Origin of the sequence: Bdellovibrio sp. 22V, assembly GCF_030169785.1 — a bacterium.
GTDB lineage: Bacteria > Bdellovibrionota > Bdellovibrionia > Bdellovibrionales > Bdellovibrionaceae > Bdellovibrio.
This window is the reverse complement of the sequence record NZ_CP125854.1, coordinates 2,140,403-2,167,320: the sequence shown is the minus strand read 5'-3', so window position 1 is coordinate 2,167,320 and position 26,918 is coordinate 2,140,403. Positions and strand designations below refer to the sequence as shown.

24 protein-coding genes and 1 tRNA gene are annotated in these 26,918 nt (G+C 46.6%); 15 read left to right on the top strand and 10 right to left on the bottom strand.

Annotated elements, in window-relative coordinates; genetic code table 11:
- Nucleotides 1-2: 2 nt before the first annotated feature.
- The 3 genes from QJS83_RS10445 (at nt 3) to htpG (ending at nt 4,059) form a co-directional block, all read left to right on the top strand.
- On the top strand, nt 3-1,028 hold the full coding sequence (locus tag QJS83_RS10445; protein ID WP_284604611.1) for a threonine aldolase family protein: 1,026 nt from the start codon (nt 3-5) through the stop codon (nt 1,026-1,028).
- Nucleotides 1,025-2,104 (top strand): tryptophan 2,3-dioxygenase family protein, encoded by a 1,080-nt coding sequence (locus QJS83_RS10440; protein ID WP_284604610.1) that lies wholly within the window; start codon nt 1,025-1,027, stop codon nt 2,102-2,104. The genes QJS83_RS10445 and QJS83_RS10440 overlap by 4 nt, the downstream gene beginning before the upstream one ends.
- An 80-nt stretch (nt 2,105-2,184) precedes the next feature.
- Nucleotides 2,185-4,059, top strand: coding sequence for a molecular chaperone HtpG (gene htpG / locus QJS83_RS10435; protein WP_284604609.1), 1,875 nt, complete (start codon nt 2,185-2,187; stop codon nt 4,057-4,059).
- A gap of 96 nt (nt 4,060-4,155) precedes the next feature.
- On the opposite strand, the gene QJS83_RS10430 is transcribed toward htpG, so the two are convergent.
- Together QJS83_RS10430 and QJS83_RS10425 are read right to left on the bottom strand one after the other, a co-directional pair.
- Nucleotides 4,156-4,629, bottom strand: coding sequence for a peroxiredoxin (locus tag QJS83_RS10430; RefSeq protein WP_284604608.1), 474 nt, complete (start codon nt 4,627-4,629; stop codon nt 4,156-4,158).
- Nucleotides 4,619-5,743 carry a hypothetical protein gene (locus QJS83_RS10425; RefSeq protein WP_284604606.1) on the bottom strand — a complete coding sequence of 375 codons (1,125 nt, stop codon included), beginning with the start codon at nt 5,741-5,743 and terminating at the stop codon, nt 4,619-4,621. The genes QJS83_RS10430 and QJS83_RS10425 overlap by 11 nt, the downstream gene beginning before the upstream one ends.
- A 131-nt stretch (nt 5,744-5,874) precedes the next feature.
- On the opposite strand from QJS83_RS10425, the gene QJS83_RS10420 reads away from it, so the two are divergent.
- Complete coding sequence (locus tag QJS83_RS10420; protein ID WP_284604604.1) at nt 5,875-7,539, top strand: AMP-binding protein; 1,665 nt, start codon at nt 5,875-5,877, stop codon at nt 7,537-7,539.
- Between the two features lie 31 nt (nt 7,540-7,570).
- On the opposite strand, the gene QJS83_RS10415 is transcribed toward QJS83_RS10420, so the two are convergent.
- Nucleotides 7,571-9,418 (bottom strand): DUF5050 domain-containing protein, encoded by a 1,848-nt coding sequence (locus tag QJS83_RS10415; protein WP_284604602.1) that lies wholly within the window; start codon nt 9,416-9,418, stop codon nt 7,571-7,573.
- Between the two features lie 211 nt (nt 9,419-9,629).
- On the opposite strand from QJS83_RS10415, the gene QJS83_RS10410 reads away from it, so the two are divergent.
- Genes QJS83_RS10410 through QJS83_RS10400 form a run of 3 tightly spaced genes read left to right on the top strand, consistent with a single transcriptional unit; the run spans nt 9,630 to nt 14,196 of the window.
- A complete protein-coding gene (locus tag QJS83_RS10410) occupies nt 9,630-11,384 on the top strand; it encodes an alpha/beta hydrolase (RefSeq protein WP_284604600.1) in 1,755 nt (584 codons plus the stop codon).
- Nucleotide 11,385: 1 nt separating this feature from the next.
- Nucleotides 11,386-12,498 (top strand): DUF6765 family protein, encoded by a 1,113-nt coding sequence (locus QJS83_RS10405; protein ID WP_284604598.1) that lies wholly within the window; start codon nt 11,386-11,388, stop codon nt 12,496-12,498.
- 12 nt (nt 12,499-12,510) lie between these two features.
- Nucleotides 12,511-14,196: a GMC oxidoreductase gene (locus tag QJS83_RS10400; protein WP_284604597.1), complete on the top strand. Its 1,686-nt coding sequence runs from the start codon at nt 12,511-12,513 to the stop codon at nt 14,194-14,196.
- Between the two features lie 64 nt (nt 14,197-14,260).
- Here the strand turns inward: QJS83_RS10400 and QJS83_RS10395 are convergent, their stop codons facing one another.
- Nucleotides 14,261-14,635 carry a high-potential iron-sulfur protein gene (locus QJS83_RS10395; RefSeq protein ID WP_284604594.1) on the bottom strand — a complete coding sequence of 125 codons (375 nt, stop codon included), beginning with the start codon at nt 14,633-14,635 and terminating at the stop codon, nt 14,261-14,263.
- Nucleotides 14,636-14,885: 250 nt separating this feature from the next.
- On the opposite strand from QJS83_RS10395, the gene QJS83_RS10390 reads away from it, so the two are divergent.
- Complete coding sequence (locus tag QJS83_RS10390) at nt 14,886-15,650, top strand: murein L,D-transpeptidase catalytic domain family protein (protein WP_284604592.1); 765 nt, start codon at nt 14,886-14,888, stop codon at nt 15,648-15,650.
- Here QJS83_RS10390 and QJS83_RS10385 read toward each other — a convergent pair.
- Complete coding sequence (locus QJS83_RS10385; protein WP_284604591.1) at nt 15,543-15,974, bottom strand: MerC domain-containing protein; 432 nt, start codon at nt 15,972-15,974, stop codon at nt 15,543-15,545. The genes QJS83_RS10390 and QJS83_RS10385 overlap by 108 nt on opposite strands.
- Before the next feature lie 103 nt (nt 15,975-16,077).
- On the opposite strand from QJS83_RS10385, the gene QJS83_RS10380 reads away from it, so the two are divergent.
- A complete protein-coding gene (locus QJS83_RS10380) occupies nt 16,078-17,490 on the top strand; it encodes a protein adenylyltransferase SelO family protein (RefSeq protein WP_284604589.1) in 1,413 nt (470 codons plus the stop codon).
- Here the strand turns inward: QJS83_RS10380 and QJS83_RS10375 are convergent.
- The 4 genes from QJS83_RS10375 to QJS83_RS10360 all read right to left on the bottom strand — a co-directional run bounded on the left by QJS83_RS10375 (nt 17,487) and on the right by QJS83_RS10360 (nt 22,986).
- Nucleotides 17,487-20,588: an efflux RND transporter permease subunit gene (locus tag QJS83_RS10375; RefSeq protein ID WP_284604588.1), complete on the bottom strand. Its 3,102-nt coding sequence runs from the start codon at nt 20,586-20,588 to the stop codon at nt 17,487-17,489. The two genes, QJS83_RS10380 and QJS83_RS10375, sit on opposite strands and share 4 nt — an antisense overlap.
- Nucleotides 20,588-22,006, bottom strand: coding sequence for a TolC family protein (locus QJS83_RS10370; RefSeq protein ID WP_284604586.1), 1,419 nt, complete (start codon nt 22,004-22,006; stop codon nt 20,588-20,590). Before QJS83_RS10370 ends, QJS83_RS10375 begins: the two co-directional genes overlap by 1 nt.
- A complete protein-coding gene (locus QJS83_RS10365) occupies nt 22,003-22,650 on the bottom strand; it encodes a TetR/AcrR family transcriptional regulator (RefSeq protein WP_284604584.1) in 648 nt (215 codons plus the stop codon). Before QJS83_RS10365 ends, QJS83_RS10370 begins: the two co-directional genes overlap by 4 nt.
- Before the next feature lie 147 nt (nt 22,651-22,797).
- Complete coding sequence (locus tag QJS83_RS10360; RefSeq protein WP_284604583.1) at nt 22,798-22,986, bottom strand: hypothetical protein; 189 nt, start codon at nt 22,984-22,986, stop codon at nt 22,798-22,800.
- Nucleotides 22,987-23,261: 275 nt separating this feature from the next.
- Between QJS83_RS10360 and QJS83_RS10355 the strand changes: the two genes are divergently transcribed.
- The 4 genes from QJS83_RS10355 to QJS83_RS10340 are packed head-to-tail and all read left to right on the top strand — an operon-like array spanning nt 23,262 to nt 25,703.
- Nucleotides 23,262-24,152, top strand: coding sequence for an HNH endonuclease family protein (locus QJS83_RS10355; RefSeq protein WP_284604582.1), 891 nt, complete (start codon nt 23,262-23,264; stop codon nt 24,150-24,152).
- Nucleotides 24,149-24,829: an RluA family pseudouridine synthase gene (locus QJS83_RS10350; RefSeq protein WP_284604581.1), complete on the top strand. Its 681-nt coding sequence runs from the start codon at nt 24,149-24,151 to the stop codon at nt 24,827-24,829. The genes QJS83_RS10355 and QJS83_RS10350 overlap by 4 nt, the downstream gene beginning before the upstream one ends.
- A 32-nt stretch (nt 24,830-24,861) precedes the next feature.
- On the top strand, nt 24,862-25,287 hold the full coding sequence (locus QJS83_RS10345) for a hotdog fold thioesterase (RefSeq protein WP_284604580.1): 426 nt from the start codon (nt 24,862-24,864) through the stop codon (nt 25,285-25,287).
- 2 nt (nt 25,288-25,289) lie between these two features.
- Nucleotides 25,290-25,703: a nuclear transport factor 2 family protein gene (locus QJS83_RS10340; protein WP_284604579.1), complete on the top strand. Its 414-nt coding sequence runs from the start codon at nt 25,290-25,292 to the stop codon at nt 25,701-25,703.
- A gap of 168 nt (nt 25,704-25,871) precedes the next feature.
- Here the strand turns inward: QJS83_RS10340 and QJS83_RS10335 are convergent.
- Nucleotides 25,872-25,963, bottom strand: a tRNA-Leu gene (locus QJS83_RS10335).
- Between the two features lie 146 nt (nt 25,964-26,109).
- Between QJS83_RS10335 and QJS83_RS10330 the strand changes: the two genes are divergently transcribed.
- Together QJS83_RS10330 and QJS83_RS10325 are read left to right on the top strand one after the other, a co-directional pair.
- A complete protein-coding gene (locus QJS83_RS10330; RefSeq protein ID WP_284604578.1) occupies nt 26,110-26,439 on the top strand; it encodes an ArsR/SmtB family transcription factor in 330 nt (109 codons plus the stop codon).
- Complete coding sequence (locus QJS83_RS10325; RefSeq protein ID WP_284604577.1) at nt 26,426-26,917, top strand: SRPBCC family protein; 492 nt, start codon at nt 26,426-26,428, stop codon at nt 26,915-26,917. Before QJS83_RS10330 ends, QJS83_RS10325 begins: the two co-directional genes overlap by 14 nt.
- Nucleotide 26,918 lies beyond the last annotated feature (1 nt).

The window sequence follows — 26,918 nt, the reverse complement described above, 5'->3', positions numbered from 1 at the left end:
TTATGAAACGAGGTTTTGGCAGTGATAATCATGCTGGAGTTCATCCGCGGATTTTAGCTTCCTTGGCTCTGGCAAATGTCGAACACGCCCCGGCTTATGGCACGGACGAGTGGACGGAAAAAGCCGTCGAAGCTTTTCGCCGCGAGTTCGGCCCTCACGCGCAGGTCTTCTTCGTGTTCAATGGTACTGCGGCCAATGTTACGGCCTTAAGATCGATAGCCCGGCCTTATCAGTCCGTTCTGTGTTCTGATGTCGCGCACATCAATGTCGATGAATGCGGGTCGCCGGAGTTTATGGCGGGTTGCAAATTGATCGCCCTTCCTTCTCGCAACGGAAAACTTTCTGTCGATGAGCTTGAAAAAGCATTTATCCGTCGCGGCGATCAGCATTATTCACAAGCGCAGGTTTTGAGTCTGACACAACCGACGGAGCTTGGGACGACTTATTCGTTGGCAGAACTCACGACTTTAATCGCTTGGGCCAAAGATAAAAAAATGCACGTGCACATCGACGGTGCCCGTCTTGCCAATGCGGCGACATTTCTTAAAAAGACATTGCAAGAAATCACAACGGATCTTGGCGTCGACGTCGTCTCTTTTGGCGGTACGAAAAACGGTCTTATGATGGGAGAAGCCGTTGTTTTTCTTAATAAAGATTTGGCGCAGGATTTTAAATACATCCGCAAGCAAAGCGCCCAGCTTCCCTCAAAGACCCGCTTTATCGCCTGTCAGTTTGAAACTTATTTCGCCAACGGCTTGTGGAAAGAAATCTCGCAACATTCTTGCGATATGGCTTTGTATCTTTACGAAGCGGTTCGATCCATTCCTGGAGTTCAGGTTCGCGAGACTCCACAAAGCAACGCGGTCTTTGCGAAAATTCCGAGCTCTTGGGTAAAACCTCTGCGCGAAAAATATTTCTTTTACGTTTGGGACGAGAACACTTTTGAATGTCGTTGGATGACTTCTTGGGATACGCAAAAAGAAGACATTGACGGCTTTGCTTCAGCTTTAAAGGAGCTTTCACGATGAAATACCCTCCGGTGCACTATCATAACTATTTGGGCCTAGACACTCTGCTTTCCGCACAAAATCCAAAGAGTATTGAATACGGAAAACCCGCTCACGATGAAATGCTTTTCATCACAGTTCATCAGACTTACGAATTGTGGTTTAAACAAATCATTTTCGAATTGGATTCGGTGCTGACAACTTTCCAGCAAAACGAAATTCCTGAAAGAGAACTCGGTGTTACTTCCGCCCGTCTTGAACGTATTGTCGCGATCCTAAAGCTTATCATCGGTCAGGTGGATGTTCTTGAAACAATGACACCAATGGACTTTCTGGATTTCCGCGACATGCTTTACCCGGCTTCGGGGTTTCAAAGCTTTCAATGGCGTTTGATTGAAACCAAATTAGGTCTGCGCATGGGCGACCGTTTGGCTTACAATCAGTCTCCTTTTTATAAGTCTCTGACCGAAGAACAACAACAGGTGATGTTGAACGTTTTAAATTCAACGTCGCTTTTTGATGCCGTAGAGAAATGGCTTGAAAGAACGCCGTTCTTGCAAGGCGAGAACTTCAACTTCTGGGATTCGTATAAGCAAGCCGTGCACTCGATGTTCCAAAGCGATATGAACACCGTTCGCGCGAACTCCCGCCTTACAGAAGAGGAAAAGAAAAGAGACATCGCCGGCCTCGAGGCCGCTCTGGGCAGTTTCGAAGCGCTCTTTAACGAAGAGGTTTACAATAAATTGCGCCAAGAAGGCCAGTACCGCTTAAGCTATAAAGCCCTGCACGCAGCTATTTTGATCCCTTTGTACCGTCACCAACCGATTTTACAGACGCCGTTTAGAATCATCCGTGCGCTTTTGGACATCGATGAAATCATGACGACATGGCGCTACCGACACGCGATGATGGCGCTAAGAATGCTTGGCCAAAAGATCGGCACGGGCGGCTCTAGCGGACATAAGTACCTGGCTGACGCGACCTCGAAGCATAAAATCTTTGGCGATTTCTTTAATTTAACAACGTTCTTTATTCCAGGTTCGCAAGTCCCGCCTTTGCCGGAATCGATTGCGAAAAAAATGAATTTCAATACTTAAATTTTTACTTTAACGACTTGCCAAAATTTTAAAAATTCCCAGATTTTGGAAGTCGTTAAAATGCTTTCGAAGGAGATTTTATGGCTAAACAAGTCCAAAGTTTTAATGCAGAAATAAAACAGCTTCTCGATATCGTGATTCATTCTCTTTATTCGCATAAAGAGATCTTTTTGCGTGAGCTTCTTTCCAATGCTTCCGACGCGATCGACAAGCTCAAATTCAACTCTTTGACTCATCCAAGTCTTTTGCCTGAAAACTGGCAACCGACGATTCGTCTTGAACCTTCATCCGATATGAAAACTCTAAAGATTATCGATAATGGTATCGGCATGACTCAGGAAGAAGTCGTCGAGTTTATCGGAACGATCGCCCGCTCTGGCGCCAAAGCCTTCGCGCAAATGAATGCCGAAATGAAATCAAAGCCCGAATTGATCGGTCAGTTCGGCGTGGGCTTTTACTCTGCCTTTATGGTGGCTGATCGTGTGACTTTGCACACGCAAAAAGCCGGCACCAACGACGGCACTGTGTGGGAATCTCAAGGTGATGGCACTTACTCCATCGACAGCGTGCCTCGTCCTGATGGCAACGGAACGACAATCACGTTGCATTTAAAAGAATTTAAAGAAGAAGATGAAGTGCAAAACTTCACCGATACTTGGGTTCTTAAATCCCTTGTTAAAAAGTATTCCGACTTTATCGCCTACCCAATCAAAATGCAGGGTGAAAAAGAAGATGAAGTTCTGAATTCGCAAAAAGCCTTGTGGCTGAAGTCCCCGTCCGAAATCACGGCGGAAGAGTATAAAGAATTCTATCAACACCTTACGCACGATTGGAACGAGCCTCTGCGCACCGTTCACTACAAAGCCGAAGGCACGATGGAGTTTAACGCGCTTTTGTATCTTCCGAACAAGAAGCCTTTTAACTACAATATGCGCGACATGGAATATGGCTTAAGCCTTTATATCAAGCGCGTGTTTATCATGTCTGACTGCAAAGATCTGATCCCGGCTTATTTACGCTTTATGAAAGGTCTTGTCGACAGCAGCGACCTTTCTTTGAATGTCTCTCGTGAGCTTTTGCAGCAAGATCGTCAAGTGACGCAAATTCGCAAGAACGTCACGAACAAGACTTTGGCAACTCTCAAAGACCTTCTGACAAAAGAGCGCAGCGTTTACGAAGACTTCTGGACTGAGTTCGGTGCGACTTTGAAAGAAGGCTTGCCAAGCGATCCGGCAAACAAAGAAAAGTTGCAAGATCTGGTTCTTTTCCATTCGACGGCGTCAGATAAGATGACAACACTCGACGAATACGTCGCGCGCATGAAAGAAACGCAAAAAGATATTTACTTTATCACAGGCGATTCTCTTTCCCAGGTTAGCAACAGTCCTTACCTTGAGAAGCTTAAAGAAAAAGGTTACGAAGTTCTTCTTCTTGTCGATCCGGTGGATGAGTGGGTGGTCGATTCGATGCGCGAGTTCAAAGGTAAGAAGCTGCAATCCATCACTCGCGAAGGTTTGGATTTAGACACAGCTGAAGAAAAGCAAAAGAAAGAGGAAGAAAAGAAACAGGCCGAAGAAACTTTGAAACCTGTTCTTGAGGTGATGAAAAAAACTTTGGCAGAGAACGTGAAAGACGTTGTTCTTTCCGATCGTCTGACGAACACGCCGGCATGCCTGGTTTCCTCTTCTTCCGACCCCTCCGCGCACATGCAAAAGCTGATGGCGCAAATGGGGAAAGAATATGCCGGCATGCAAACGAAACGTATTATGGAGATCAATCCGAACCACGCCGTCTTTAAAAAGATGCTAACGGCATCGCCGGAGCAACAGTCCCAATGGGCGGAAATCCTTTACGGACAGGCATTGCTCACTGAGGGTTCGTCATTGCCGGATCCGGTGAAGTTCTCACAACAAGTCGCAGAACTGATGGTGCAAGCAGCTGAGAGCAAACACTAACTGCGGCACATTCCGCTAACTGGATAAAAATAAAAAAGGCTCCGACAAGGAGCCTTTTTTTTCGGGAAAGGGAAAAAGGTACCTGGCACCTTTTTCCTACTTGAGACTTTTTACGAACTTCAGCATTTCTGCTGCGTGGCCTTGCGCTTTGATTTTTCTGAATTCGCCGACAAGTTTTTGATCTTCATCAAGAACAAAAGTGCTGCGCTCAATGCCCATCACTTTTTTGCCGTACATGTTTTTTTCTTTAATCACATCAAAAAGCTTACAAACTTCCTCTTCTTCATCCGAGAGAAGAGAAAACTTAAAGTCGTACTTGCAGATAAATTTATCGTGGGACTTTAAACTGTCGCGGGAAATTCCCAAAACTTCAGTGTTTTGTTTTTTAAACTGCGACAAAAGTTCATTGAACTCAATACCTTCTGTCGTGCAGCCTGGAGTGCTGTCTTTCGGATAGAAATACAACACCACTTTTTTCCCTTTGAGGCTCGACAAAGAAAAATCCTCCCCATTGGAAGAGGGAATTTTAAAATTAGGAACTTTTTTACCAATTTCGATTTTAGCGGCCATGATTTTCAACTCCTTCAGGCGCAGGCGGCTCTTGGCCCTGCTCTTGCGGTGGCATTTCCGGTTCTACACCTTCTGGCGGCAACCCCTCAAGAATTCTTTGTTGCTCACTCAGAGGTAAAACCTGCACAGGGCCGTCGCCTTGCTGCTGCTGTCTTTGCATTAATACATCCGGATCCACAGCCATCTCTTCGCGCGGAGGAGGAATCAAACCTTCGGGACCTTGTCCTTGTGGCGGCAACTCTAAAGGCGGCGCATTTGCGGCTCTCTCCGGAGCAGGGCCTCCCTTCGCCGCCGGCGTCGGCGTTGGATTCACAGGCGGCGGAGGCGTTTCCGGAGGATACAGCTCGGTCTCTGTGACTTGGATTTTTCCTTCCATGGGAATATCCGCTTCAATCTTGCGGGTGTCGGAAAGGTTTTCATAAACTTTGCCGCGCAGTTTGATCAGATTTTTTCCCTCTTTCGAGTAATCGTAGACATCGAGTCGAATCATTTGCGTTTGATTGCGATCTTGCGCCCAGTCTTTACACTGAAGACTTACAAGCTGGCCTTTTTCATTTCCTTTAAGCGTGCACTGACTGCGCTTGTTTAAAACCGTCGCACCTAGACCAAGGACTTCTTCAAGACCATCAGGAAAGAACGTCACTTGCACTTCGCTCACCGAGGGAGCGGAAAACTCCGCCAAAAGCTTTGCCGGCGTTTTTTCACTGCACTTTTCAAAAACTTCCGCCTTTTGCGGATAACCTGAAAGCCCCATGATATCGCGCTTCACCAAATAGCGGTCACAGCGAAACATGGACTTATTCGAGAGCTTAATGTTTTGTGAGGACAACAAAGCCCTTTGAACTTTTCCAAAAGGCGACTTGCCAGCAGGACGTCGTTCTTCCGTTAAAACCCACCAGGCTTCACGATGAATAGCGTCAGCCTGCTCGAAATAACGCGCAAAGGCCTCAAGCGCTTTATCTTTTGCGGGCTCCGTCGAGTTTTTCTTTGGGGGCAGAACAGAAACCGTCGTTTTGCCACTAGATACAGGTTCCGGCGCTTTTTCTTGCTTAGAAAAGCAGCCAACGAGGGAAAGACTTAAACTCAGAAGAACCCACCACGAAACAAGTTTCATGCTCTAAGTCTGGCAAATACCACCAGTGAAAACAAGAATTTACTTTACCATGATTGAATCTTTACTCTAAAATTTTAAAGGTAAATAAAACTCAGCATTGATCCACAGAATTTTTAGCATCGGAGAATGAAATGGAAAAAATCTGGCTTAAGAAATATCCAAAAGGCGTCTCACCAGAAGTCGACTTCTCAAACTATTCTTCGCTGTTTGACCTCTATGAAGAATCCATTCGTATGTTCAATACGAAGAAAGCCTTCACAAACATGGGAGTCAGCCTCACCTTCAACGAGCTCGATCGCCGCGTGGATCAGTTTGCATCGTTTCTGCAAAACGAGTTGAAACTAAAAAAAGGCGATCGCATTGCGATTCAAATGCCGAATCTTTTGCAATTCCCGATTGTCGCCTTCGCTGCTCTTCGTTCGGGTTTGACGATCGTAAATACGAATCCTCTTTACACAGCTAAAGAGATGCAACATCAGTTCAAAGACTCTGGCGCCAAAGCGATTGTGATCTTGGCCAACTACGCCCACTTGCTTGAGCAGATTTTGAAAGACACGAACATTGAAAGCATCGTCGTCACGGAAATCGGCGACATGTTCCCGACTCCGAAAAGAATTCTTGTGAACTCTGTTGTAAAGTACATCAAAAAAATGGTGCCGGCTTACAACCTTCCGCAGGCGTACTCTTTCCGTCAGGCCTTAGAGTTAGGCGCCATGAAGCCTTCACAAAAGATAGCGACAACTTTAGAAGACATCGCTTTCTTGCAATACACAGGTGGAACGACCGGCGTTGCAAAAGGCGCAATGCTTTTACACCGCAACGTTTTAGCGAACGTTTTGCAAATCCGCGACTGGATGAAACCAAAATTGCGTGAAGGCGAAGAGATCGCGATTGCAGCTTTGCCGCTTTACCATATCTTCGCTTTGACTTTGAACTGCTTGGGTCTGCTTCGCTATGGCGCTGAAAACGTGCTCATCACAAATCCGCGCGACATCCCTGGTTTTATCAAAGAGCTTAAGAAAGTCGACTTCACCATTATGGCCGGAGTTAATACGCTCTTTAACGCTCTCATGAACAATCCAGAATTTATGACTGTGAACTTTAGCCGCGTGAAAGTCAGCGTTGCAGGTGCAATGACTTTGCAAAAATCCGTGGCGGAAAAATGGATGGAGCTGACAAAGTCCGTGATCGTGGAAGGTTATGGTCTTACTGAAGCTTCTCCGGTTGTCTGCTGCAATCCTATCGATGGTACGGATAAAGTCGGCACAATCGGCCTTCCTTTCCCAAGCACAGACGTAAAACTTCTTAACGACGACAATCAAGAAGTTCCCATGGGAGAAGCCGGCGAACTTTGCTGTAAAGGCCCGCAAGTCATGGCGGGATACTGGAATCGTCCTGACGAGACGGCAAAAGTGATCGTTGACGGATGGCTTAAGACCGGTGACGTCGCTGTTTTTGACAACGATGGCTTCTTGAAAATCGTCGACCGCAAAAAAGACATGATTCTTGTGTCTGGCTTTAACGTTTATCCAAACGAAGTGGAAGAGGCTATCGCTTCACACCCGGGCGTGCTGGAAGTAGCCGCGATCGGTATTCCTGATGAACACTCCGGTGAAATCGTCAAAGTTTTCGTCGTTAAAAAGGACGACAAGCTGACAGCGGAAGAAGTTATCGCGCACGCCCGCAAATCATTAACGAATTACAAAGTGCCGCGCTTAGTAGAGTTCAGAACGGAACTTCCGAAAACAAACGTCGGTAAGATCCTTCGCCGCGCGCTTCGTGAAAACCCAAAATAATAAAAAAGGGGCTGTAAAGCCCCTTTTTCTTTTAGAGGAATTCGATCATAAACATCTCTCCACTCCAGACGAAAATAAGCTCTGAGCTTGGCAACTGATACATAGATTGATTCGTCAGATTCCACCCCCAGCTTCCCATATTCGTGTGCCGCTGCAAACCTTCGCCGGTTTTGGCATTGATGGAGTAAATATCTTTATCAAACGAACTGTTTTCCGCGGTAAAAAAGACACGATCTCCAAGAATCGCAAGTCGGTCATCAACACTCACGTCGAGCGCATGCACCTTGAGGTCTCCGCCTTGGTAATTCGTCGACATTAAGGCCGACATGCCTTCTGTCGAAGCGGCAAAATAAATACGATCCGCACTTAAAACAAAATTTTCCGGAGCTATATTGTAAGTCGTCCCGTCGGGGTCTAAGTCCGACAGCAAGGTGAACTGCTCGTTCGTGGGATTAAAAAGAAAAAAACTATAACGAGAATCGCTAAAGCTCTCGCTAAAAGCGGCGAGCCACAAAGGACTTTTATGCACGAATTCGAATGTGTAGTAATTTTCCGTTTCTAAAATTCGCGTCCAGGTCGAGTGATCCGAAGATATTCTATAAACTCCGCTGCCAAGAGATGTCGTGCCGACGACATAAAGTTTATTTTCAACAACGTAAATACCGCCGATGTCATAACCTGTGGCATTCATATTAGGAAAGCGATAGATCGCGAGATTATCCCCGCCCTCGTCCGTTGTAAGATAAAATAATTTGTATCCGGTCGACGGAGTCGAACCTACGTTCGCGGTAAAATAAAGTTTGTCATTGTAAACTTTCAGCATGAAGATTCCGTCAGCCGCGCCAGAAACAAAATTCGAGATCTTCTCTACGCCGGTGCCGTCCGGATTCATGCGAAAAAGTTTACTTCTAAAATCAGCTTCGTAAAGCGTGAAATACAGCTTTCCACGATAGAGCACCATTTCATAGTTGCCAAACATCGACAGATCACTCGCGTTGGTTCTAATATTCGCGACCAGCCTAAATTCAGAAAAATCCGCCTTCATAACATAAAGGCCTGTATAGTCGACATTGGGTTTGTAGCCATGAAAGTAAATGTAATCGCCAAATCGCGCGATCTCTTTCAAGAAATCATAGTTACTGCTGCGCTGATAAACTTTTCTAAATGTCGTAGGCGACGTTTTCAGGTAAGTGCTGTTGTCGGAACTTAATTGATAGTATTCATTATCAAGCACCGCCACGCCCGACTCTCTTGCGGAAAACGACGGAGATATATCACTCGTCAAGGCGCCAAAGGACACACGAGAGACTTTGTAACGTTTTGTTTCGTATTGAGCGTCTTCCCCTTGATCGAAATGAAATGTCAACGCGCCCGTTTCAATTTCTTCTAAAGGCACGCTCACACTCTCAAAAGAACATTCAGCCCCGGGCAACAACGGTGTCAAAGAGCATTGATCAAAAGACGAAACACCCGAAAGACTTGAACTCTTTCGGAAAGCCACGGGTGTCGTTTCGAAATTATCTGGAATCGGCGGTATGCTTAAAGGCTCTGTTCCGACATCCACTCTCTCGGGACGAAGCAAAGGTTTGATATCATCGACAAGAGCCGGCGTCGCCAGCACCGTGACATCCGCTAGAACTTTCAACTGCGCCGTACTGACCGCAGGAGCCACCGCAGACGGAGAAAAAAGAGGCGTTGTATTCACCGCGAAGCTCAGCGTTCCCTGCTCCGTAAAAACCAGATCTCTTTCCGGCGTAAGCTTAAAACGTTCACTGCTCACTTGAGAGAGGAGTTGGCTTTTTAAAGATGCATCCAGACTGCAGCCAGAAAGTCCAAGCAAAGAAAGAATCGCGTATAAGACGTGCCTATAAAACTTCATAAGTTCTTTTCGGAGCCTTAAAATCTCCCCTGAAGACCCTCACTGTTTCATCTTGAGAAACTTTAAAAAATAGTAATGATGATTTCCAAGGTAAATCGGTAACTGTTGAAAAGCCCTTCATAAGGGTGCGTCCACGGCTTTGAGATTCCGTCCTCCGATCTAAAGTCCAAACGACATTTACTTTATATGTGAATATCCCTATCTTTGATGAATGACAGTACACAGCTTAGAGTTCACTGAAAGAATGGCCGGGCACATTGTTGCTCAAAACTTCACTCTGAATCCCGCGCATCCTCTTTCGCGCACTTCATTTCAAGAAGCCGAAATCAGTCCTCACCACCAGCCTTTCGAATTTACACTGACGATCTCTGTGCAAGACGTGAACTCGTTCATTCGCGATCCTGAATTGCAAGCGGCCGCCTTCGGAACTGTCGCGTCTTTTGCGGGAAAAAATTTTTCCGTCGAAGAAGGCCACTTCAATCTTTTTACTCGGCCTTCCGTAAGTCCCGACTTGGACACCGCGAAAGAAATGCACTACCGTCTTTACCTGCAAGACACCCAAGGGAAAGATTGGACCTTTTACGGCTTCAAAGAAATTTTAAAAGAAGACGGTTTTGAGGCGTGGTCACAGACAACGACATTGTATTTTTATCTCTGGGAAGGTCACTCCGATTTCAAAGACGGCCAAGAAAAGAAAGTTCATGGCTTAGGCATTTTGCATATTTCCGTCGGCGACTTCATTAAACAACTTGGTACTTTTAAAACGAATGCCGACAGTCCTTTAGAAGAACAAAGCCTTATCGCGCAGTTCCTCAACGTCTTTGCCGCCAACCTTTGGCAGGCTTATGCCCCTTTCATGTTCACAACCACGTCGTCGCGCTGGAATGAACATCTTTACCCTTTGCATACGACCCAAGGCGTGGCCCTCGGTGAAAAAACTTTACATCCGCTTGATACGGCGGATGGTCTTACGATTTCAGTTCAGCGCTTTAAGGTGAAAGAAAGCAAAAAGGTTGTTTTGCTTTTGCACGGCCTTACAACCTCCACGGATATGTACATCATGCCGGAGCATCAAAACCTGGTGAACTATCTTCATGCCCACGGCTTTACGGACGTATGGTCGCTCGATTGGCGTGGCAGCGGACGCTTTACTTACAATCTTATTCCGCATCGTTATACGATCGATGACATCGCAAAAAATGACGTTCCTCGAGCCGTCGAATTTATCCGCCAAAAATGCGGCGAAGATGTAGAGATCCACGTGATCTGTCATTGCGTGGGTTCCCTGGCATTCATGGCTTCGCTGGCCGCGGGTCACGTAAAAAATATTAAAAGCGTTATTTCCAACAGCGTTTCTTTAACTCCTAAAGTGCGCTGGCAAGGCTTTTTAAAACTGCTCTTCGGGCCGACAGTATTTGAACATCTTTTTGGCTATGCTTACATCAGTCCGCGAATGCCGTACCTTCCCGGTCCCGGTTTTGGAAAATGGATTTACTGGATGGAGCGCCTACTGCGCAAAGAGTGTAAAGAACCGGCCTGTCACCTTGTGAGCTTTATGTGGGGCTGGGGTTTTCCCGCCGCTTACTCTCACCGCAACATGCACCCGATTACGCACCGTCGTCTGGTCGATCTTTTCGGCGGAACCAGTTTTCATTACTACAGACATATTCGCAAAATGCTTTTCGCCAAAGCCTCTATTTCTTATGAAAAGAAAAATCGCACGAATTATTTGGAAGAGATGAAAAAACGCAAAGACCTGCCGCCAATACTTCTTATGAGCGGCTCTGAGAATCATATTTTTCCGGGTTCTAATAAGGAAACTTATGCCCAGCTTCGCGAGCATCACGGAAAAGTTCGTTATTTGGAACTCCCCCACTACGGGCATCAAGACGTTTTTATGGGACAGTATTGCCATATTGAAGTCTTCCCTAAACTCGTTGCCTTCCTGAAAGAGCAAGGAGCTTAAAATGCAAATCGATTTTCATCTCGGCGTTACATATGTTTTGGCACGTTTAAGCGGCTTTTCGCCTTACGAGGCAAACACGATCGCAAGTGCCTCCCAATACGTGGACGATGCAATTCACGAAGGCACGATTCTGTTTAACAACCGCTCCATGTACAAGTTCACGGCCAGCGCGCATAAGATGCTCGACTATCGTAACTTTAAAGAATTGGCTAACCACCACGTGTGGATTCCGTTTCATTTTATCCCCGGTAACAGCGTCAGCGACCTACAGATGGATCCGTTGACTCAAAAACTGATCTGTCGCCCAAACAGCAAAGTCGCGCAGGACATCACTCAAAACTGCATTCAAAATTTTCAGCGTACTTATGGGTATCATCTTCTTGGTGTGACTACTCACGCTTATGTCGATACATGGGCGCATCAGGGATTTTCCGGAATCACGCACGAGTCGAACAAAGTCTATGATATCTATGACGATGCGGGCTCTTTAGATCACGAGATGCTCGATTACCGTGATCAGTACTTTAAAAGCGGCAAATACCGCCCGTGGTGGCGATTTCTTTATGACCGTCTGATTTCCTATTTTGTCAGTGAAGCCAATCCCATCGGCCATGGCAGCGTTCTTAGTTATCCCGATCTTCCGTACCTTAAGTGGAGTTACCGTGACTGGAAAGGCCGTCTTATCGAACGAGACAATCCCACCGACTACATGACAGCCGTTCATCACGTTCTGGATTTTTACAAACGTCTGCGCGAAACTCACAAGATGACTGTCATCAAAATTCAAGAGCGGGATATCGCAAAAATCAAAGAGCTTCTTGAAAACATCGATAACGAAGAATCCGAAGACCGCCTGAAAAAATGGGAGCATGAAATCCGTTGCGGCGCTTTTAGTTTTGGCACCGACACATGGAAGTATTCAACCGAGGGCCAAGACTCCTGGTTGAAAGAAGCGTTCGACTATGACACTCAGGACGAGTTTGAATATGAAGACGTCGTCTATAAAGAGACATTTCTGACTTCAAACTGGAAAATGATGCACGATGCGCTGGCCTACTACCGCTTCAGTGTTTTGCACGAAATACTTCCCCGTTATCAAATCTGCGTAGCATAGAGGTTGAAGACAATGATCGACTGCGATTACGACTATATTGTTATTGGTTCTGGATTCGGCGGCTCTGTGATGACGTGCCGGCTTGCTGAAAAAGGTTACAAAGTTTTGCTTCTGGAACGCGGACGCCAATGGAAAATGCACGAGTTCCCGCGTCGTCCTCACGAGATCCAACAAAACATGTTCTGGGATCCCGAAGACAATAAATTTGGTCTTATGGAATTTCTCGACAATCCGGAAAGTGATGCAATCTCTTTGACAGCAAGCGGACTTGGCGGCGGCAGTCTTATTTACGCCAACGTTCTTTACAAAATGCCCGCTGAAAATTTCCACGCTTGGCCGGGTGGTTTTACGCGGGAAAAGTTAGAACCTTATTACGATAAAGTTCTAGCCACGATGGAAGCAAAACCTTATCCTTTCGAAACAGAGTCCTTTTATCATCACACTCCGAAAACAAGTACGCTCAAACGTTTGGCGACGGAGCTTCCCGTTTCCGACGAAGAAAATGAACCTCCCAAATTCGTCCTGCCGCCTTTAGCCGTACGCTTTGAAGGCGCTTATCCCGGCGAGCAGACAAAGAACATTCATGGTGCCACCCAGTCGAAATGCACAAAGTGCGGCGAGTGCGATCTTGGTTGTAACATTCACGCGAAAAATACTTTGGATTTAAATTATCTTTATCGCGCCCAGCATTTAAAAACGAAAGCGGAAGTACGCACCCACGCTGAGGTTCAACGCATTGAATACATCGACGGCGTTTATAAAGTGACCTACGTGATTCCGCAAATGCCAGAGCATGAGATCTCTTTCACCGCGAAAAACGTTATTGTGGCGGCGGGCTCTGTAGGTTCGACGTCTTTGCTTTTAAAAATGAAAAAGGAAGGTTATCTTCCCCGTTTGAATTCCTGGTTAGGAAAAAAATGGTGTGGCAACGGCGATCTTTTGGGAATCGTTCTTGATTCTGAAGAGAACCTCGATCCCACAAACGGTCCCGTCATCACGGGTGCCTTACAATATTCCTTTAAGAATTATCCCGATGGCTTTGCTCACAATATGGTCGTTGAAGACGCGGGTTTTCCCATCGGCATGGCCTGGTATCTTTCCGGCAAAATTCCGCAACTGCGGGGTCTTGGCGGAACTCTGAAACTGATTGCAAAAAACCTTCGCGACTATCTTTATAAGATTTTGCGTCTTAAGAATCCACGCAAAGAACTCAATATTGGCGACGACTTCGCCACAGCGATCGACCGCGCCGACTTTGTTCGTCGTGCTTTTGTCCTCTTGGGAATGGGACGTGATCGCCCCGATGGCGAGATCTCGTTGCGCTCAGACAATAAAGCCGTTATCCGCTGGAAGCTCGAGAAGAGCGAACTGCACTATGACCGTCTTCGTCGTGCCATGAAAAATATCGCGGATAAAGTCGGCGGCGTGTTCATGGATAATCCTCTCACGCATCTTGATAAGGTGATCGCGGTCCATCCTCTAGGCGGGTGTCCCATGGGGAATACGTCGGAAGACGGCTTTGTTTCTCCGCAAGGAAAAGTCTTTGGTTATGACGGGCTTTACGTTGTCGATGGCAGTATCATTCCAACATCGATCGGGCCGAATCCGTCACTCACGATCGCAGCCTTGGCTGAATACATTTCCGAGCAAATTCCCGCCAAAGATTCTATTCTGAAAAAGGCAACGGAACTGGCGTAACGAACAAAATAAAAAAGGGGCTGTATAAGCCCCTTTTTCTTTTCTGAAATAATGAAATGCTTTATTAAGCTTTTTTATTCCAAGATGCGCACCAAGCATCAGCGTAAACCAGTTTGCCCGCGAAGATCGTGCAAGTTCCCGCTTCTTTACCATTGCGAGTCTCTTTCTTAGCGTAGAAACCACAAGTCGCGCAGTGATTGCCTTTCGCTTCGGGAGCTTTTTTATGATCTTCAATATACTTCACAGCTTTTGCCACAGAGTCATTGGGATCAACCATAGGCATAGCATTGCCGGCTGCTGGAGCCGCTCCGCCTCTCTTCTTTTGTGCATGTGCAGAAGACGAGAAAACCGCTGTCAAAGCAGCTGGAGCTACGACAGCTACACCCGCTAATTTCGCAACAGTTGAAAAGAAACTACGACGATTCATTTTGTTATCCATCAGGATGCCTCCATTTAGAATTCTCAATTAGCGATACTATTCCTTTTCATTTAGTTATCAATTGTAAATTTGCAAATATTGCGGATCGGCGCAAGAGAATCGACAAAAGTCCGAATGCAAGCGCCACAGTTTGTTGCACCCTTCGCGGAAAAAGCTTTTTTCGCCGTCCGCCATTTCGACAAAGAAATTAGACAGTCCTTCCGAGGAGCACAAAGGTAAATGCCCTGGCACATTTCACGGAGTGAAAAAAATGAAAGCAGTTCTTAGCTTCTTCATCTTGCTGGTGCTCACCTCTACAACACAGGCAAGTTGGTTTGATAAAAAAATCAGTGGCCGATATCTTTACGATGTCTTTCGCAAGCAAGGCGTACCGAAACAAGCCGTCGAGCGCGTTTTCGAATTTCTTGATCTCAATGCCGACAAAAAATTCAAACTAAAACTCAACGAAGAGACGACGACCAAAAAGATCGCGAACAAAGACTACGCCGTGATCGTTGATTTTTCCAAGCCGTCTTCGGAAAAGCGTCTTTACTTTATGAATCTAAAAAATGGCGGCGTCGAAAAATATTATGTCGCGCACGGAGTGAACTCCGGCGAAGACCGCGCCGTCAGTTTTTCGAATGAAATCGATTCGCGTAAATCCTCTTTGGGATTTTACATCACGGGTTCTATTTACACCGGCAAACACGGCGAATCGCTTTACTTGCATGGGTTGGAAAAAACCAACGACCTCGCCTTTAAAAGAGACATCGTCATGCACGGAGCTAAATATGTCTCGCTGGAATTTCTAGAAAAATACGGAAGAATGGGGCGAAGCTGGGGATGCCCCGCCGTCTCAGAGGCTGTTAATAAAAAACTGCTTCCGCTGATCAAAGGCGGAGCCGTCTTTTATGCCTATCACAAAGAACTAGTGCTTATGACACAAGCACGCGCGACGATTCAAAACGTGCGCGGTGATCAGAGAGATACTTCCGAGAATGGTCACAACGTCGTATTCGAAGAGCTCGACCCATGAATGTGGAGCTAAGGAAGCACCACCGACCATAAGAAGACCTAAGACGCCCAAAGCGAAAACTTTCACTTGCTTATGGTGTTTGTAGCCGGACCAGAAAGCAAAAAGACCTACAGGCACAACAAACAAAGCCATTGTTAAATGCATCCACTCTTGTTCAAAAACTTCGCCCATTACTGGCAAAGTCAAAACAAGCAAAGGTGTCGCCAGACAGTGAATCGCACAAAGACTTGAAAGAAAAATCCCGATCTTATCCCAGGTTCCCGTCTTCTCATCGAATTGTTCGTGTTCAGAGTGATTCACTTCGCAGCATGCATGTTCGTTCACGACGACCGCCTTTGGTATTTAGGTTTTCTCCTAAATGCAAATAACTGTCAACTAGAGACTCTCCCTGCTTGCGTTTCTTCGGGGAAAGGCTCATAAAATAGAGGTGCCACAATATAAAAATCCTCCCATTTATGAGCTCGGCCCCGATTTCTACGACGAAGTCGAACCTGCACAGTTTCCCAAAGCGATTTTACGCTATCGCAATCAGGATGCGGCTCACAGCATCGGCCTTGCACACCTCACGGCGGAGGAGTGGCAAAAACACTTTTGGTCTTTCCAACCGATCGAGAAGAATATTCAAAAGCCTTTGGCTTTGCGCTATCACGGGCATCAATTCCAAGTTTACAATCCTCGTCTTGGTGATGGTCGTGGATTTCTGTTTGCGCAATTTCTGACTGAAGGAAAACTTTTTGATTTAGGCACCAAAGGCAGTGGACAAACTCCCTACTCGCGCAATGGCGATGGTCGTCTGACTTTAAAAGGAGCTTTTCGCGAAATTCTCGCCACCGAAATGCTTGAATCCTACGGCATGAACACTTCAAAAACTTTTTCGGTTTTCGAAACGGGAGAAAGTCTTGAAAGACACGACGAACCTTCCCCCACCCGCGCCGGAGTTCTTGTTCGTCTTAGTCACAGTCACATTCGTTTCGGAACTTTCCAGCGTCTCGCATTTTTAGGCGAAACGGAGAACATCAAAAAACTTATCGACTATTGCGTAAAATATTTTTACCCACAGCTAAGTTCTTTCACCGATCTTGAGCGCGCGGCGGCCTTCTTGCGGGAGGTTTCCCAGGCCTCGGCTAAAACCGCAGCTTCGTGGATGATCTCAGGATTTGTTCACGGTGTTTTAAATACCGACAATATGAATATCACCGGTGAAAGTTTCGATTACGGTCCGTATCGCTTTCTTCCGACGTACGATCCCGCTTTCACAGCGGCCTATTTTGATGAAGCGGGACTTTATTGTTACGGCCGACAACCAGCTTCCGTGTTGTGGAATCTTTATCAACTAGGCGGCGCCTTGATGAAGGCCTTTCCTGAGTTGCCGGTTCAAGATCTGCTTGAAGATTTTAGCGACACCTTTTCCCTTCACATTCACCACAGGCTTCTTAAACGTCTTAATTTGCGCAATCCCCTTGAAGAACCCGCAGCGCAAGCGGATCTGAATCAGGAACTGGTTACAGATCTTTTCTCCTTCATGGATCAGGAAAAAGGGTTGTTTGAGCAGACTCTTTTTGATTTGCATTCCGGCGCCAACGACGAGCGCCTGCAAAGATCTCCGCAAGCGGCTCTATACCAGAAAGAGTCTTTCGCAAAACTTAAAGACACATTGAATTGTTATGAAATCGCCGATAACCAAATCGCAGTCCATCCTTACTTTCAGCAAGGCAAAGCCTGTTCGATGTTGATTGATGAATTGGAAGCATTGTGGAAGCCCATCGCTGACAATGACGACTGGGCTCCGTTTGAAAAGAAGCTGCAAGAAATTCGCAGCTTCCGAGGTGTTTACACTTAAGGCTGATAGCCCGTGATCTTCGCAAGTTTCGCGCGAACCCACGCTTTAAAGTCTTCGATAAAGCCAAACGCCGCTGGAACAATCAGCAATGTCAAAAGCGTCGAACTCACCAAACCGCCGATGATCGCAATACCCATGGACGTTCTCATCGCAGAGGCTTCGTTCAAACCAATCGCAATTGGAATCATCCCAGAGATCAACGCGAGCGACGTCATCAAGATCGGACGCAGACGCGTGCGGCACGCTTTCAAAAGCGCGGCATTGCGCTCAAGTCCCTCGTGAATCAACTGATTCGTATAATCCACAAGCAAGATCGAGTTCTTCGCCACGACCCCAAGCAAGAGCACGATCCCAATCAGCGAGAAGATATCAATCGTCTTCCCGAAAATCAAAAGAGCCAAGAAGGCGCCCGTCATCGCCAATGGCAACGCCAGAAGAATCGAGAACGGAGTGATAAAGCTTTCATACAAACTCGCAAGCACGAGGTAAATAAACGTCACACCCAGGAAAATCGCCAAGAGCATGTTTTCGATCAACTCTTTAAAGTCATCGGCCTGTCCACGGAAACTAAAATCAATTCCCGGAGGAGGCGGCAATTCTTTCTTCACAATTCTTTCAATCTCAGTCGAAATCGTTCCTAACGCACCACCTTTAGCCAAGTTTCCTGAAACTTGGATGTAACGGCCTTTGTTTTGGCGATTGATCTGCGAATAACCAAAGGCCTCTTCCCCTTTTGCAATACGCGGAAGGGGAATCATATTGTAGTTCGAGTTTGGCACAAGCGTGGTCGCAAACTGCGTGCGCAAGTCGCGGAAAGCCTCTTCAAAACGAACGCGGATTTTATAGTCGATCCCGTCTTCGCGGAAGATCGCCTGTTCGTTTCCTTCGGTGCGGTTACGAAGCTCGCCACCGGCAACAACCGTCGAAACGCCCAGAGCCTCTGATTTTTTACGATCAAAGACAACGTGGAATTCAGGTTTCCCAGAGCGGAAGTTTGTATCAACGTCCACCAGACCCGGGATCTTTTTCATTTTCTCAACCAGTTTTGTTGCGTAAGCATTGAGGTCTTCCAGGTTTTCACCTTGAATGATCACGTTCAAGGGCTTTTCCCCCGAACCCACGGCATCAATGTCACCGATTTGCACGGAAGACTTGCCGTTGAATTTCTCCAACTTCTTACGAAGAGTTTCTTTGTAATCCGTTGTCGTCATGCTGCGATTTTTACGCTCCACCAAACGAACGAACAAAGACGATTTGTTCGACTCATTATTGGTGTTCCCCACAATCGCCAGAATAATATCGACCGCTTTATCTCCTTCAAAAACCTTCTCGACTTCTTCCGTGAACTTGCTGGTCGCCATCAGCGAAGAGCCTACAGGCAACTCGATGTTCACCATAAACTCCCCGTTATCCGGAGAAGGCAAGAATGTTTTCGGAATGAAAGCAATCGTTCCCAAAGAACCAAAGAAGATCAATGTGCCCGCGATCAAAATTTTGATCGGATGGTGCAACGTATACTTCAACGCTTTTTCATAAATGTCTTCCAGCCAAGTTTGGAAACGGTCAAAGCCCGTCAGCATTTTTCCGACAAAGCCCGTGCCCTTCACATGCTCATTCGGATGAGCCATGTAAGCAGAAAGCATTGGCGCCACCGTAAAGGCGTCAAACAACGAAATCAACATTGTAAAGACGACAGTTAAACCGAACTGTTTAAAGAACTGTCCGACGATCCCCTGCAAGAAAGAGATCGGTCCAAACACCGCAATAACCACAAGAGTTGTCGCGATCACGGCCATGGCCACTTCTTTGGTTCCGTCTAATGCCGCATCTTTGGGTTTTTTACCCATCTCAAGATGACGGAAAATATTTTCCCGCACCACGATCGCGTCGTCGATCAAAAGACCAACAGCCAAAGACAACGCCAACAAGGTCATCAAGTTGATCGTAAAGCCCATCGCATACATGATAACGAAACCGCCCAAAAGGGAGTTCGGTAACGCCATCGCCGTAATAAATGTCGAACGCGCGGATCCCAAGAAGAAGAACACCACAATCACGCAAAGAATAATACCGATAATAATAGATTCTTTAACGTCATAAACGTTCAATTGAATCGGACGAGAGCTGTCACGCACCATCGTGACCTGCGCGTTGGTTTTTCGGTCTTTCATCAGGGTGTTGGCTTTTTCGATATTCTTTTTAACGGCTTCAGCCACAGCCACCGTATTTGCACCACGTTGTTTATAAACGTTGAGCAACAAGGCTTTCTTCCCGTTGATACGCCCCATTGTTTTTTGATCTTCAAGACTGCGCACAACACGGCCGACGTCTTCAACCAAAACAGCGCGGTCGGAACCTATGAAGTTCACGTTTACTTCCGCAATTTGTTTAAGAGAATCAAACTCCCCGCTTGTTCGCAAAGTCGTTTCGTCACTGGGATTTTCAATCTTTCCAATCGGCGTATCTTTGGACGTGTCCAAAATACGCTGCGACACTTGCAGCATTGAAATCTTACGGTCTTGCAGACGGTTCTTATCGATCAAGACGTGAATCTCTTGCTTACGACCACCGAAGATATCCACTTGTCCCACGTCTTTAATACGCTCGAACAAAGGCTTAATTACTTCGTTGGCTAAGTCGTAGGCTTTGGCATCGTCAAGATCCGTCGTCAACGCCAAGGTCACAATCGGCTGATCGGCCGGGTCGAAACGGCGAATGACCGGCTCGTAGATATCCGTCGGCAAATCCCGGCGAATATTTCCGATACGGTTACGAACTTCTTGTTCCATCTCGCGAATGTCCGTCCCCAATTGGAATTCCAAAACAATCACGGCGACGCTGTCTAAGTTGTTCGAAGTCAGCGTCTTTAGTCCCGAAAGACTTCCGACTTCATCTTCAATAGGTTTAGAAACCTGTTTCTCTAAATCCAGTGGAGAAGCGCCGGGATAGGTCACTTGCACCATCAATACTGGAAAGGTCACATCCGGAAACAAATCCACGGGCATTTTTCGCAATGAAAACACTCCCAGGATCAGCATCAGGATGACGACACTCGAAATAAAAATCGGTCTTTTAATTGAAAGACTTGGTAAATTCATTATTGCTCCTCAATAGCGACAAACAAGCGCCCTTGAGCCTCCATTTTTCTCTGTTCCGATTTCAATCTGATTAAATTCAATTCCGCAACACCGGCATCTTCTTCTGCATTGATTACGTTCATTGTGATCGAGCGTCCTTTATTGAAAAGATCCGTTTGCGCTTTCGCCGCTGCTGTTTGCAAGCGGGACGTTTCAGCCGCGGCCTCAATACGTTTACTCAGCTCGATGTAACGGCGATTGAGCTCTGTCCATGCGCTGTCACTCTCAAGCATTTTTCTTTCACTCTGAAGTCTTGCAGCAAGCGCCTCCGCACGTGCGGCCTCTTGCGCGGAGGATTTTACGTCTGTGTCGAAAAGATAACGGAAACTCAAACCCACCTTCGCAGTCGGTCGGTCCATATCCGTCCATTGCCCGACAGCGGTATTCATATCCCCTTCCAAGGAATTGGTTTTATAAGATCCGCCAAGGATAAGATCCGGACGATAAGCATCTTCGACTTCTCGAGCCGCTAAAGAACGGGCTTTGGCCTGCAATGACGCCAGGTAAGCTTCAATCGCTACGACTTTTCCTTTTTTCCCCGTGATCATGCTGCTCAAAGCACGGCTTTGATTGATGTCGCCCGTAATCTCGGGAAACTCTTCGGAATCTGCCAGCTCCAGGTAATCGCGCACTTTTCTTTTCGCCGCCGCCAATTCATCTTCGGTCGAGATCAACAACAACTGACGAGTCGACACAAGAGCTTGCGCCTGCAATAGATCCGCGCGATCACTAATACCGTCATTCACACGGCGGCGGGTCCAGCTTTCAATACGCTTCGCACGCTCCAAAGAAGCTTTTCCGACTTTAAGGTTTTCACTCGCGTATACATAATCCCAGTAAGCGGCTTCCGCGCCGACAAGAACCGCTTTCTTTTGCAAATCAAAAGAACCGGTCTCTGCTGATGTGGCGGCGTCTTCACGCTGTCTTCTTAAGCGAGTGGCATTTCCGAAAAAGTCTCTCCAGAGAGATTGCGAAAGCTCGACTCCTAAAGAGCCGACACCGAACTTTTGATAAACACCGGGCGCTCCGACGTTATCAAACTCCGCGGCCATCGCCGACAATGCGACGCTGGTTCCTGAAGAAAACTTTTTCGCCAATCCCAGACTGTACTGCGCGGATTTACTTTCAGTGGCGCCAATCAACGCAAACTGGCTGAGCGGTGCCTTATCACTGATCCACTGCGCGTCCGCTGAAAGCATCGGCACAAGTTCAATGTCGCCCGCCTCTTTGCGCGACTCGGCTGCGGCTGTCGATGCATCGAATGCCTGAAGACTTTTATTTCTGGTTTCAACAGCTTTTAAATAATCCTGCAAATTCATTGCGAAGGACTGAGGTTGCCAAGCTAAGAAGAACAAACCTACGAGGGCTCCCTTTTTCATTCTAAAATCCCTTCTAAAAACAATAGCGAAATCTGATTCATGAGTTCATTTTTATGCTCTGGTTTTGCATACAAACCGTCATTGAAAGAGCAATTGCAATCGACGATGTTGAAGTAACCCAGCATTCCCTCCACCAAACAGAGGATAAAGAAACGCGGATTGATCTGCTTTTTTACGAGCCCCGCCTCTTGCGCTTTAATAATTATGGATTCAAGTTTTAAACCGGCACCGGTCATCATTGTTTCGTGAATTTCTCGAGAGAACGGCAGACCTTGCAGCTTTTCCCGAGTCATAATCTTTGCCATATGCGGATTGGCGACACGACAATCAATCACAGTTTGAATCAGCGATTGAATGGCTTTGCGCAAACTTCTTTCGCTGACAGTGTCTTGTTCAAACTCATTCACGACGTTGGAAATTTGCAAAAAGATCTTTTGCACGAATTCTTGTATGACCGTGCGATAAAGCCCCTCTTTGCCGCCAAAGTAGTAACTGATAAGACTAAGATTTAAACCTGATTGCTTCGCGATATCCCGCGTACTGGTTCCGTGCAGACCTTCGTTGGCAAAAAGCACAATGGCTGCTTCTGTGATTCTCTGTCGAGCGCCAACATCGTCCGGAGTCATTTCTTGCAGTGAGTTCATGTGGACACCGTAATTTACGGGCCCCTATTAATCAAACGATTTAATCATTTGATTGAATCTTAACGATCTCTTGAAACGAGGTTGCGTCAAAAACAACAAAGCCCCTGATTTCTCAGGGGCTTCTTAAAAATCTAAAGTATTCAGAGCCTACTTCGCTGCGGCTTGTGTGCACTCCGCACATTTCTTATCAACGGCGCACTCTGTGCCAGAGCATTTCGCTTCTGCTTTTGCTTCGCTGTGACCGCAGTTGCAACCTGCGTGTTGGTGAGCTTTTTGCGCGCAAGCCGCCAAAGTCAAAGCTACTGCCGCTGTCATAATAAGTGTTTTGAAGTTCATGGATGCCTCTCCTCTATATGATGGATTCAAGCTTAACGATAAACCGCGCCCCTGCACAACAACAGAAAACGGCCCCCGGACCCTATATATTCTTCACGCGAATAATATTATGCGCAGAACGGCAGATTAAATTTGCGCAAATAAACAGCAAATCGTCCTCATATTGCATACTTAACGCGATGCATGTAAAAACAACAAAATCCTGACAAATTGTTTCCTTGAATCCACAAAGGAAGTCGTGCTTTATTGTGTCCGATTCGCGGAGGGGGACCCGAATGAAACTTCAAAAGGCATTGATTCTGATACTGACGCTGTTGGCACTTCAAAGCCACGCATCGTCCTCAGGTCAGCAGCAACAGCTCACACCGCAAAAGCCCCTACCGGTTTACCACGAGTACTACACGGTCAACGAAGAACATCTCGAAGACGGCAATGGTCGCCGTACAGCGGCTCACTCATTCAGCGAGTTCTCTCCGGTTTTTGATGCTCACCAATTTATTAAAGTAACTAAAAAAGTTCTCGTGAATCTTCTGCGCTGGACGATTCACAATGAAGACCTCGCTCTTCCAGAAGAAGGCTACATCCGCAAATTGCACTTTGGCCGCTGGATCAATGATCCTACAGACGACACGTGCATGAACACGCGCGCGAAAGTTTTAGTGCGTGATAGTGAAGAGGAAATCACTTACCGCGGCGATCGCCAATGCGTCGTTGAAACAGGTCGCTGGCTAGATCCTTATTCCAATAAAGAATTTACTTCTTCCCGCGAAATCCAAATTGATCACATGGTGCCACTCAAGAACGCTTACGTGTCTGGCGCTTGGAAATGGGATTATAAAACGCGCTGTCTTTATGCGAACTACATGGGCTACAGAAATCATCTGATTCCAGCTTCTGTTCGCGAGAACACATCTAAGGGCGACCGTGCTCCAGACCGATATCTTCCAACGGAACTTTCTTACCGCTGTCAGTATGTTAAAGACTGGCTGACTGTGAAATTGATCTGGGGCTTGACGATGAACCCGGATGAGGCGCAAGCCATTCACGAAGTCGTCACAAACTACGGCTGCAAAGTCTCTAATTTCCGTATTTCCAAAACAGAACTTGAGAGTCAAAGACAATACATCAACGACAATCTCGAATTCTGCATGATCAATAAGCGATGAATTTGAATATCCTCTTCGAGGACGAATACTTCATCGCTGCGGAAAAACCCGCAGGCCTTCCTTCACAACCCACCGTCGATAAACGCCGGCCGGATTTTTTCACTCTCTTAAAAAAACAACTCCAAGAAGAGCGCGGAAAAGATTTTTATTTAGCTCTTCATCACCGTTTGGACCGCGACACATCGGGCGTGATGATTTTCGCGAAAAATAAAATCGCCAATGAGCCTCTGGCAGAGATGTTTAAGAAGCACAAGATCCAAAAAACTTACCTGTGTGTGACTCAGTCAAAGAAATCTCCCGCGAACTGGGAGGTTCAAAATCATCTCGCCGAGGTCCGCGATCCTGTTCTGAAAAAAATGAAAATGAAATCCGTGCGCTCCGGCGGCGATAAGGCTCACACAGTTTTTCGTCGAATTGAAACTTATACGAAGGGTCTGCTTGTCGAAGCCAAACCGCTCTCAGGACGTATGCATCAGATTCGCGTGCATCTCTCTGAAAACGGCATGGGGATTTTTGGTGATGACATTTACCCCTCTCCCCAAAAGCCCGCAGCTCCAAGACTTATGTTACATGCTCTGCGTCTGGAGTTCACACATCCCTTCACGCACGAGAACCTCGTAATTGAAAGCCCTCTCCCCGAGGACATGCGCCAATTTATCGCTTCCTTGACCTCTTAGATTTTCTTTTTAGAATATCGACAGAGGTGCGCATGGAAATTCAAAGAAAAAAAGCGACTGTTGATGAACTCAATGCTCTTTCAAAAAACACAATGCTGGAAACACTCGGCATTCGCATCACAAAAGTCGAGGACGGCCTGCTTGAAGGCACAATGCCGGTCGACCATCGCACGCACCAACCTTACGGCATCTTGCATGGTGGAGCCTCCGTAGTGCTTGCCGAAAGCTTGGGCTCGATCGCCGCGCAACTTTACGCTCCCGAAGGTCATTTCTGTGTGGGTCTTGATATCAATGCCAATCACATTCGCTCCGTACGGTCATGCACCGTCACCGGCCGTGCAACGCCAATTCATTTGGGAAGAACAACGCAAGTATGGGAAATCAAAATCACAAGTGAAGACGATAAGCTCGTGTGCATCAGCCGACTCACGATCGCGGTCGTTCAGAAAGTTAAATAATCATGATGACCCCAAACTCCCATATTCAAGAAATAGAAATACTCAAAGCCGTCTATGCGGCGATCAACCGCAATGACATTGAAACAGCTCTGAGTTTTTTTGATCCACAAATCGAGCGCACAGAGCCGGAAGGCTTTCCTTCCTCCGGCACCTATCGCGGACTGGCAGATTTTGAAAAACATCTTAGACAAGGCCGCGCAACATGGGCCGAAGGAAGCTGCGAACCCGAACACTTCCAAGGCATGGGCAATAAAGTCATCGCCTTCTTACACGTCAGAGTCCGACTAAAAAACAACTCCGAATGGATCGACGCCCGCTTCCCCGACGGTTTCACATTCAAAAACGGCAAAATCACCGAAATGCGAACGTTCACCAAAGACCAAGAAGCCAAAACCTGGGCAGAAATCAAATCCTAAAAAACTACCCTCCCCCAAAAAAAGGAGGGCACCACTTCCTCTTCTTTTGCAAGTTCCGCAGCAAAAAAAGAACGAAGTAAGAACGACGCAACAACATCGAGCCGAAAGATTCCAATCGAAGTAACAATTAAAACGAGCGAGGACTGTCCGAAGCAAAAGAAGAGGAAGTGGTGCCCCGGGCCGGACTTGAACCGGCACGACCCTGTGAAGGAATCCCAGGATTTTAAGTCCTGTGCGTCTACCAATTTCGCCACCGGGGCACGAAGGTCAAATTTTACAGTTTCGACTTTAAAGGTCAACCACTTAGTTCGTTTTGACCTTGCGCTTAGTACCCCTCCTTGCGCGGGAAAAAGCCTTCCATATTTAAGTATTGACTTAATTAAGCAAATACTTTATTATTGGTCTCATGAACGCATTCGCCGCTCTTTCAGACGATACCAGACGGGAAATTGTGAGACTTGTTGCTCGCAATGGAGAACTAACTTCGACAGAGATCAGTCAGAGTTTCAAAATGAGTCCTCCCGCCATTTCCCAGCATCTTAAAATTTTAAAAGAAGCCAAAGTTCTGCAGATGAAAAAAGAGGCACAGAAGCGGATCTACAGCCTTCATGAATCGGGTCTCAGTGAAGTGGAAGATTGGCTTTTGGAGATCCGCAATCTCTGGAATGAGCGGTTGGATAATTTAGAAAAATACCTACTCAAAATGAAAAAGGATAAAGCTCGTGAAAAAAAATAATATCGAGACAATCGTTGAGGGCAACAAGGTTATTTACAAACGCTACTTTGATGCCCCGGTAGAGCTGGTCTTTGCAGCATGGTCTTCGCACGAACATCTGTCCCAATGGTGGGGACCCGATGGCTTTACGATTACAACGAAAAGCCTGAACTTCAGCAAAGATGGAATTTGGGATTTCATTATGCATGGTCCCGATGGACGCGATTACAAAAATAAAATTCAGTTCATCGACATCGAAAAACCGAATTATATTTCCTATAAACATCTCGGCGATGGCGAGGGCGACACGGACGTGCACTTTCACTCGAAGATTTTCTTCGAAGAAGCTGGTGACGGAACAAACCTGACAATGGAACAAATCTTCCCAAGCAAGGAAGAACTTGAAAGAATAAATAAAAAATACGGCGCGATTGAAGGTGGCAAACAGCATGTTGGCAACCTGGCCCACTATTTAGAAACTTTGAAAGGACGTCCCTAGT

What these genes read in the sequence shown, in the direction of transcription:
- QJS83_RS10405 (WP_284604598.1), top strand. Translation starts at nt 11,386, where the DNA reads ATGCAAATCGATTTTCATCTCGGCGTTACATATGTTTTGGCACGTTTA.
- QJS83_RS10340 (WP_284604579.1), top strand. Translation starts at nt 25,290, where the DNA reads ATGATGACCCCAAACTCCCATATTCAAGAAATAGAAATACTCAAAGCC.
- QJS83_RS10445 (WP_284604611.1), top strand. Translation starts at nt 3, where the DNA reads ATGAAACGAGGTTTTGGCAGTGATAATCATGCTGGAGTTCATCCGCGG.
- QJS83_RS10425 (WP_284604606.1), bottom strand. Translation starts at nt 5,743, where the DNA reads ATGAAACTTGTTTCGTGGTGGGTTCTTCTGAGTTTAAGTCTTTCCCTC.
- QJS83_RS10420 (WP_284604604.1), top strand. Translation starts at nt 5,875, where the DNA reads ATGGAAAAAATCTGGCTTAAGAAATATCCAAAAGGCGTCTCACCAGAA.
- QJS83_RS10395 (WP_284604594.1), bottom strand. Translation starts at nt 14,635, where the DNA reads ATGGATAACAAAATGAATCGTCGTAGTTTCTTTTCAACTGTTGCGAAA.
- htpG (WP_284604609.1), top strand. Translation starts at nt 2,185, where the DNA reads ATGGCTAAACAAGTCCAAAGTTTTAATGCAGAAATAAAACAGCTTCTC.
- QJS83_RS10440 (WP_284604610.1), top strand. Translation starts at nt 1,025, where the DNA reads ATGAAATACCCTCCGGTGCACTATCATAACTATTTGGGCCTAGACACT.
- QJS83_RS10400 (WP_284604597.1), top strand. Translation starts at nt 12,511, where the DNA reads ATGATCGACTGCGATTACGACTATATTGTTATTGGTTCTGGATTCGGC.
- QJS83_RS10415 (WP_284604602.1), bottom strand. Translation starts at nt 9,418, where the DNA reads ATGAAGTTTTATAGGCACGTCTTATACGCGATTCTTTCTTTGCTTGGA.
- QJS83_RS10430 (WP_284604608.1), bottom strand. Translation starts at nt 4,629, where the DNA reads ATGGCCGCTAAAATCGAAATTGGTAAAAAAGTTCCTAATTTTAAAATT.
- QJS83_RS10375 (WP_284604588.1), bottom strand. Translation starts at nt 20,588, where the DNA reads ATGAATTTACCAAGTCTTTCAATTAAAAGACCGATTTTTATTTCGAGT.
- QJS83_RS10345 (WP_284604580.1), top strand. Translation starts at nt 24,862, where the DNA reads ATGGAAATTCAAAGAAAAAAAGCGACTGTTGATGAACTCAATGCTCTT.
- QJS83_RS10390 (WP_284604592.1), top strand. Translation starts at nt 14,886, where the DNA reads ATGAAAGCAGTTCTTAGCTTCTTCATCTTGCTGGTGCTCACCTCTACA.
- QJS83_RS10365 (WP_284604584.1), bottom strand. Translation starts at nt 22,650, where the DNA reads ATGAACTCACTGCAAGAAATGACTCCGGACGATGTTGGCGCTCGACAG.
- QJS83_RS10350 (WP_284604581.1), top strand. Translation starts at nt 24,149, where the DNA reads ATGAATTTGAATATCCTCTTCGAGGACGAATACTTCATCGCTGCGGAA.
- QJS83_RS10355 (WP_284604582.1), top strand. Translation starts at nt 23,262, where the DNA reads ATGAAACTTCAAAAGGCATTGATTCTGATACTGACGCTGTTGGCACTT.
- QJS83_RS10410 (WP_284604600.1), top strand. Translation starts at nt 9,630, where the DNA reads ATGACAGTACACAGCTTAGAGTTCACTGAAAGAATGGCCGGGCACATT.
- QJS83_RS10360 (WP_284604583.1), bottom strand. Translation starts at nt 22,986, where the DNA reads ATGAACTTCAAAACACTTATTATGACAGCGGCAGTAGCTTTGACTTTG.
- QJS83_RS10330 (WP_284604578.1), top strand. Translation starts at nt 26,110, where the DNA reads ATGAACGCATTCGCCGCTCTTTCAGACGATACCAGACGGGAAATTGTG.
- QJS83_RS10370 (WP_284604586.1), bottom strand. Translation starts at nt 22,006, where the DNA reads ATGAAAAAGGGAGCCCTCGTAGGTTTGTTCTTCTTAGCTTGGCAACCT.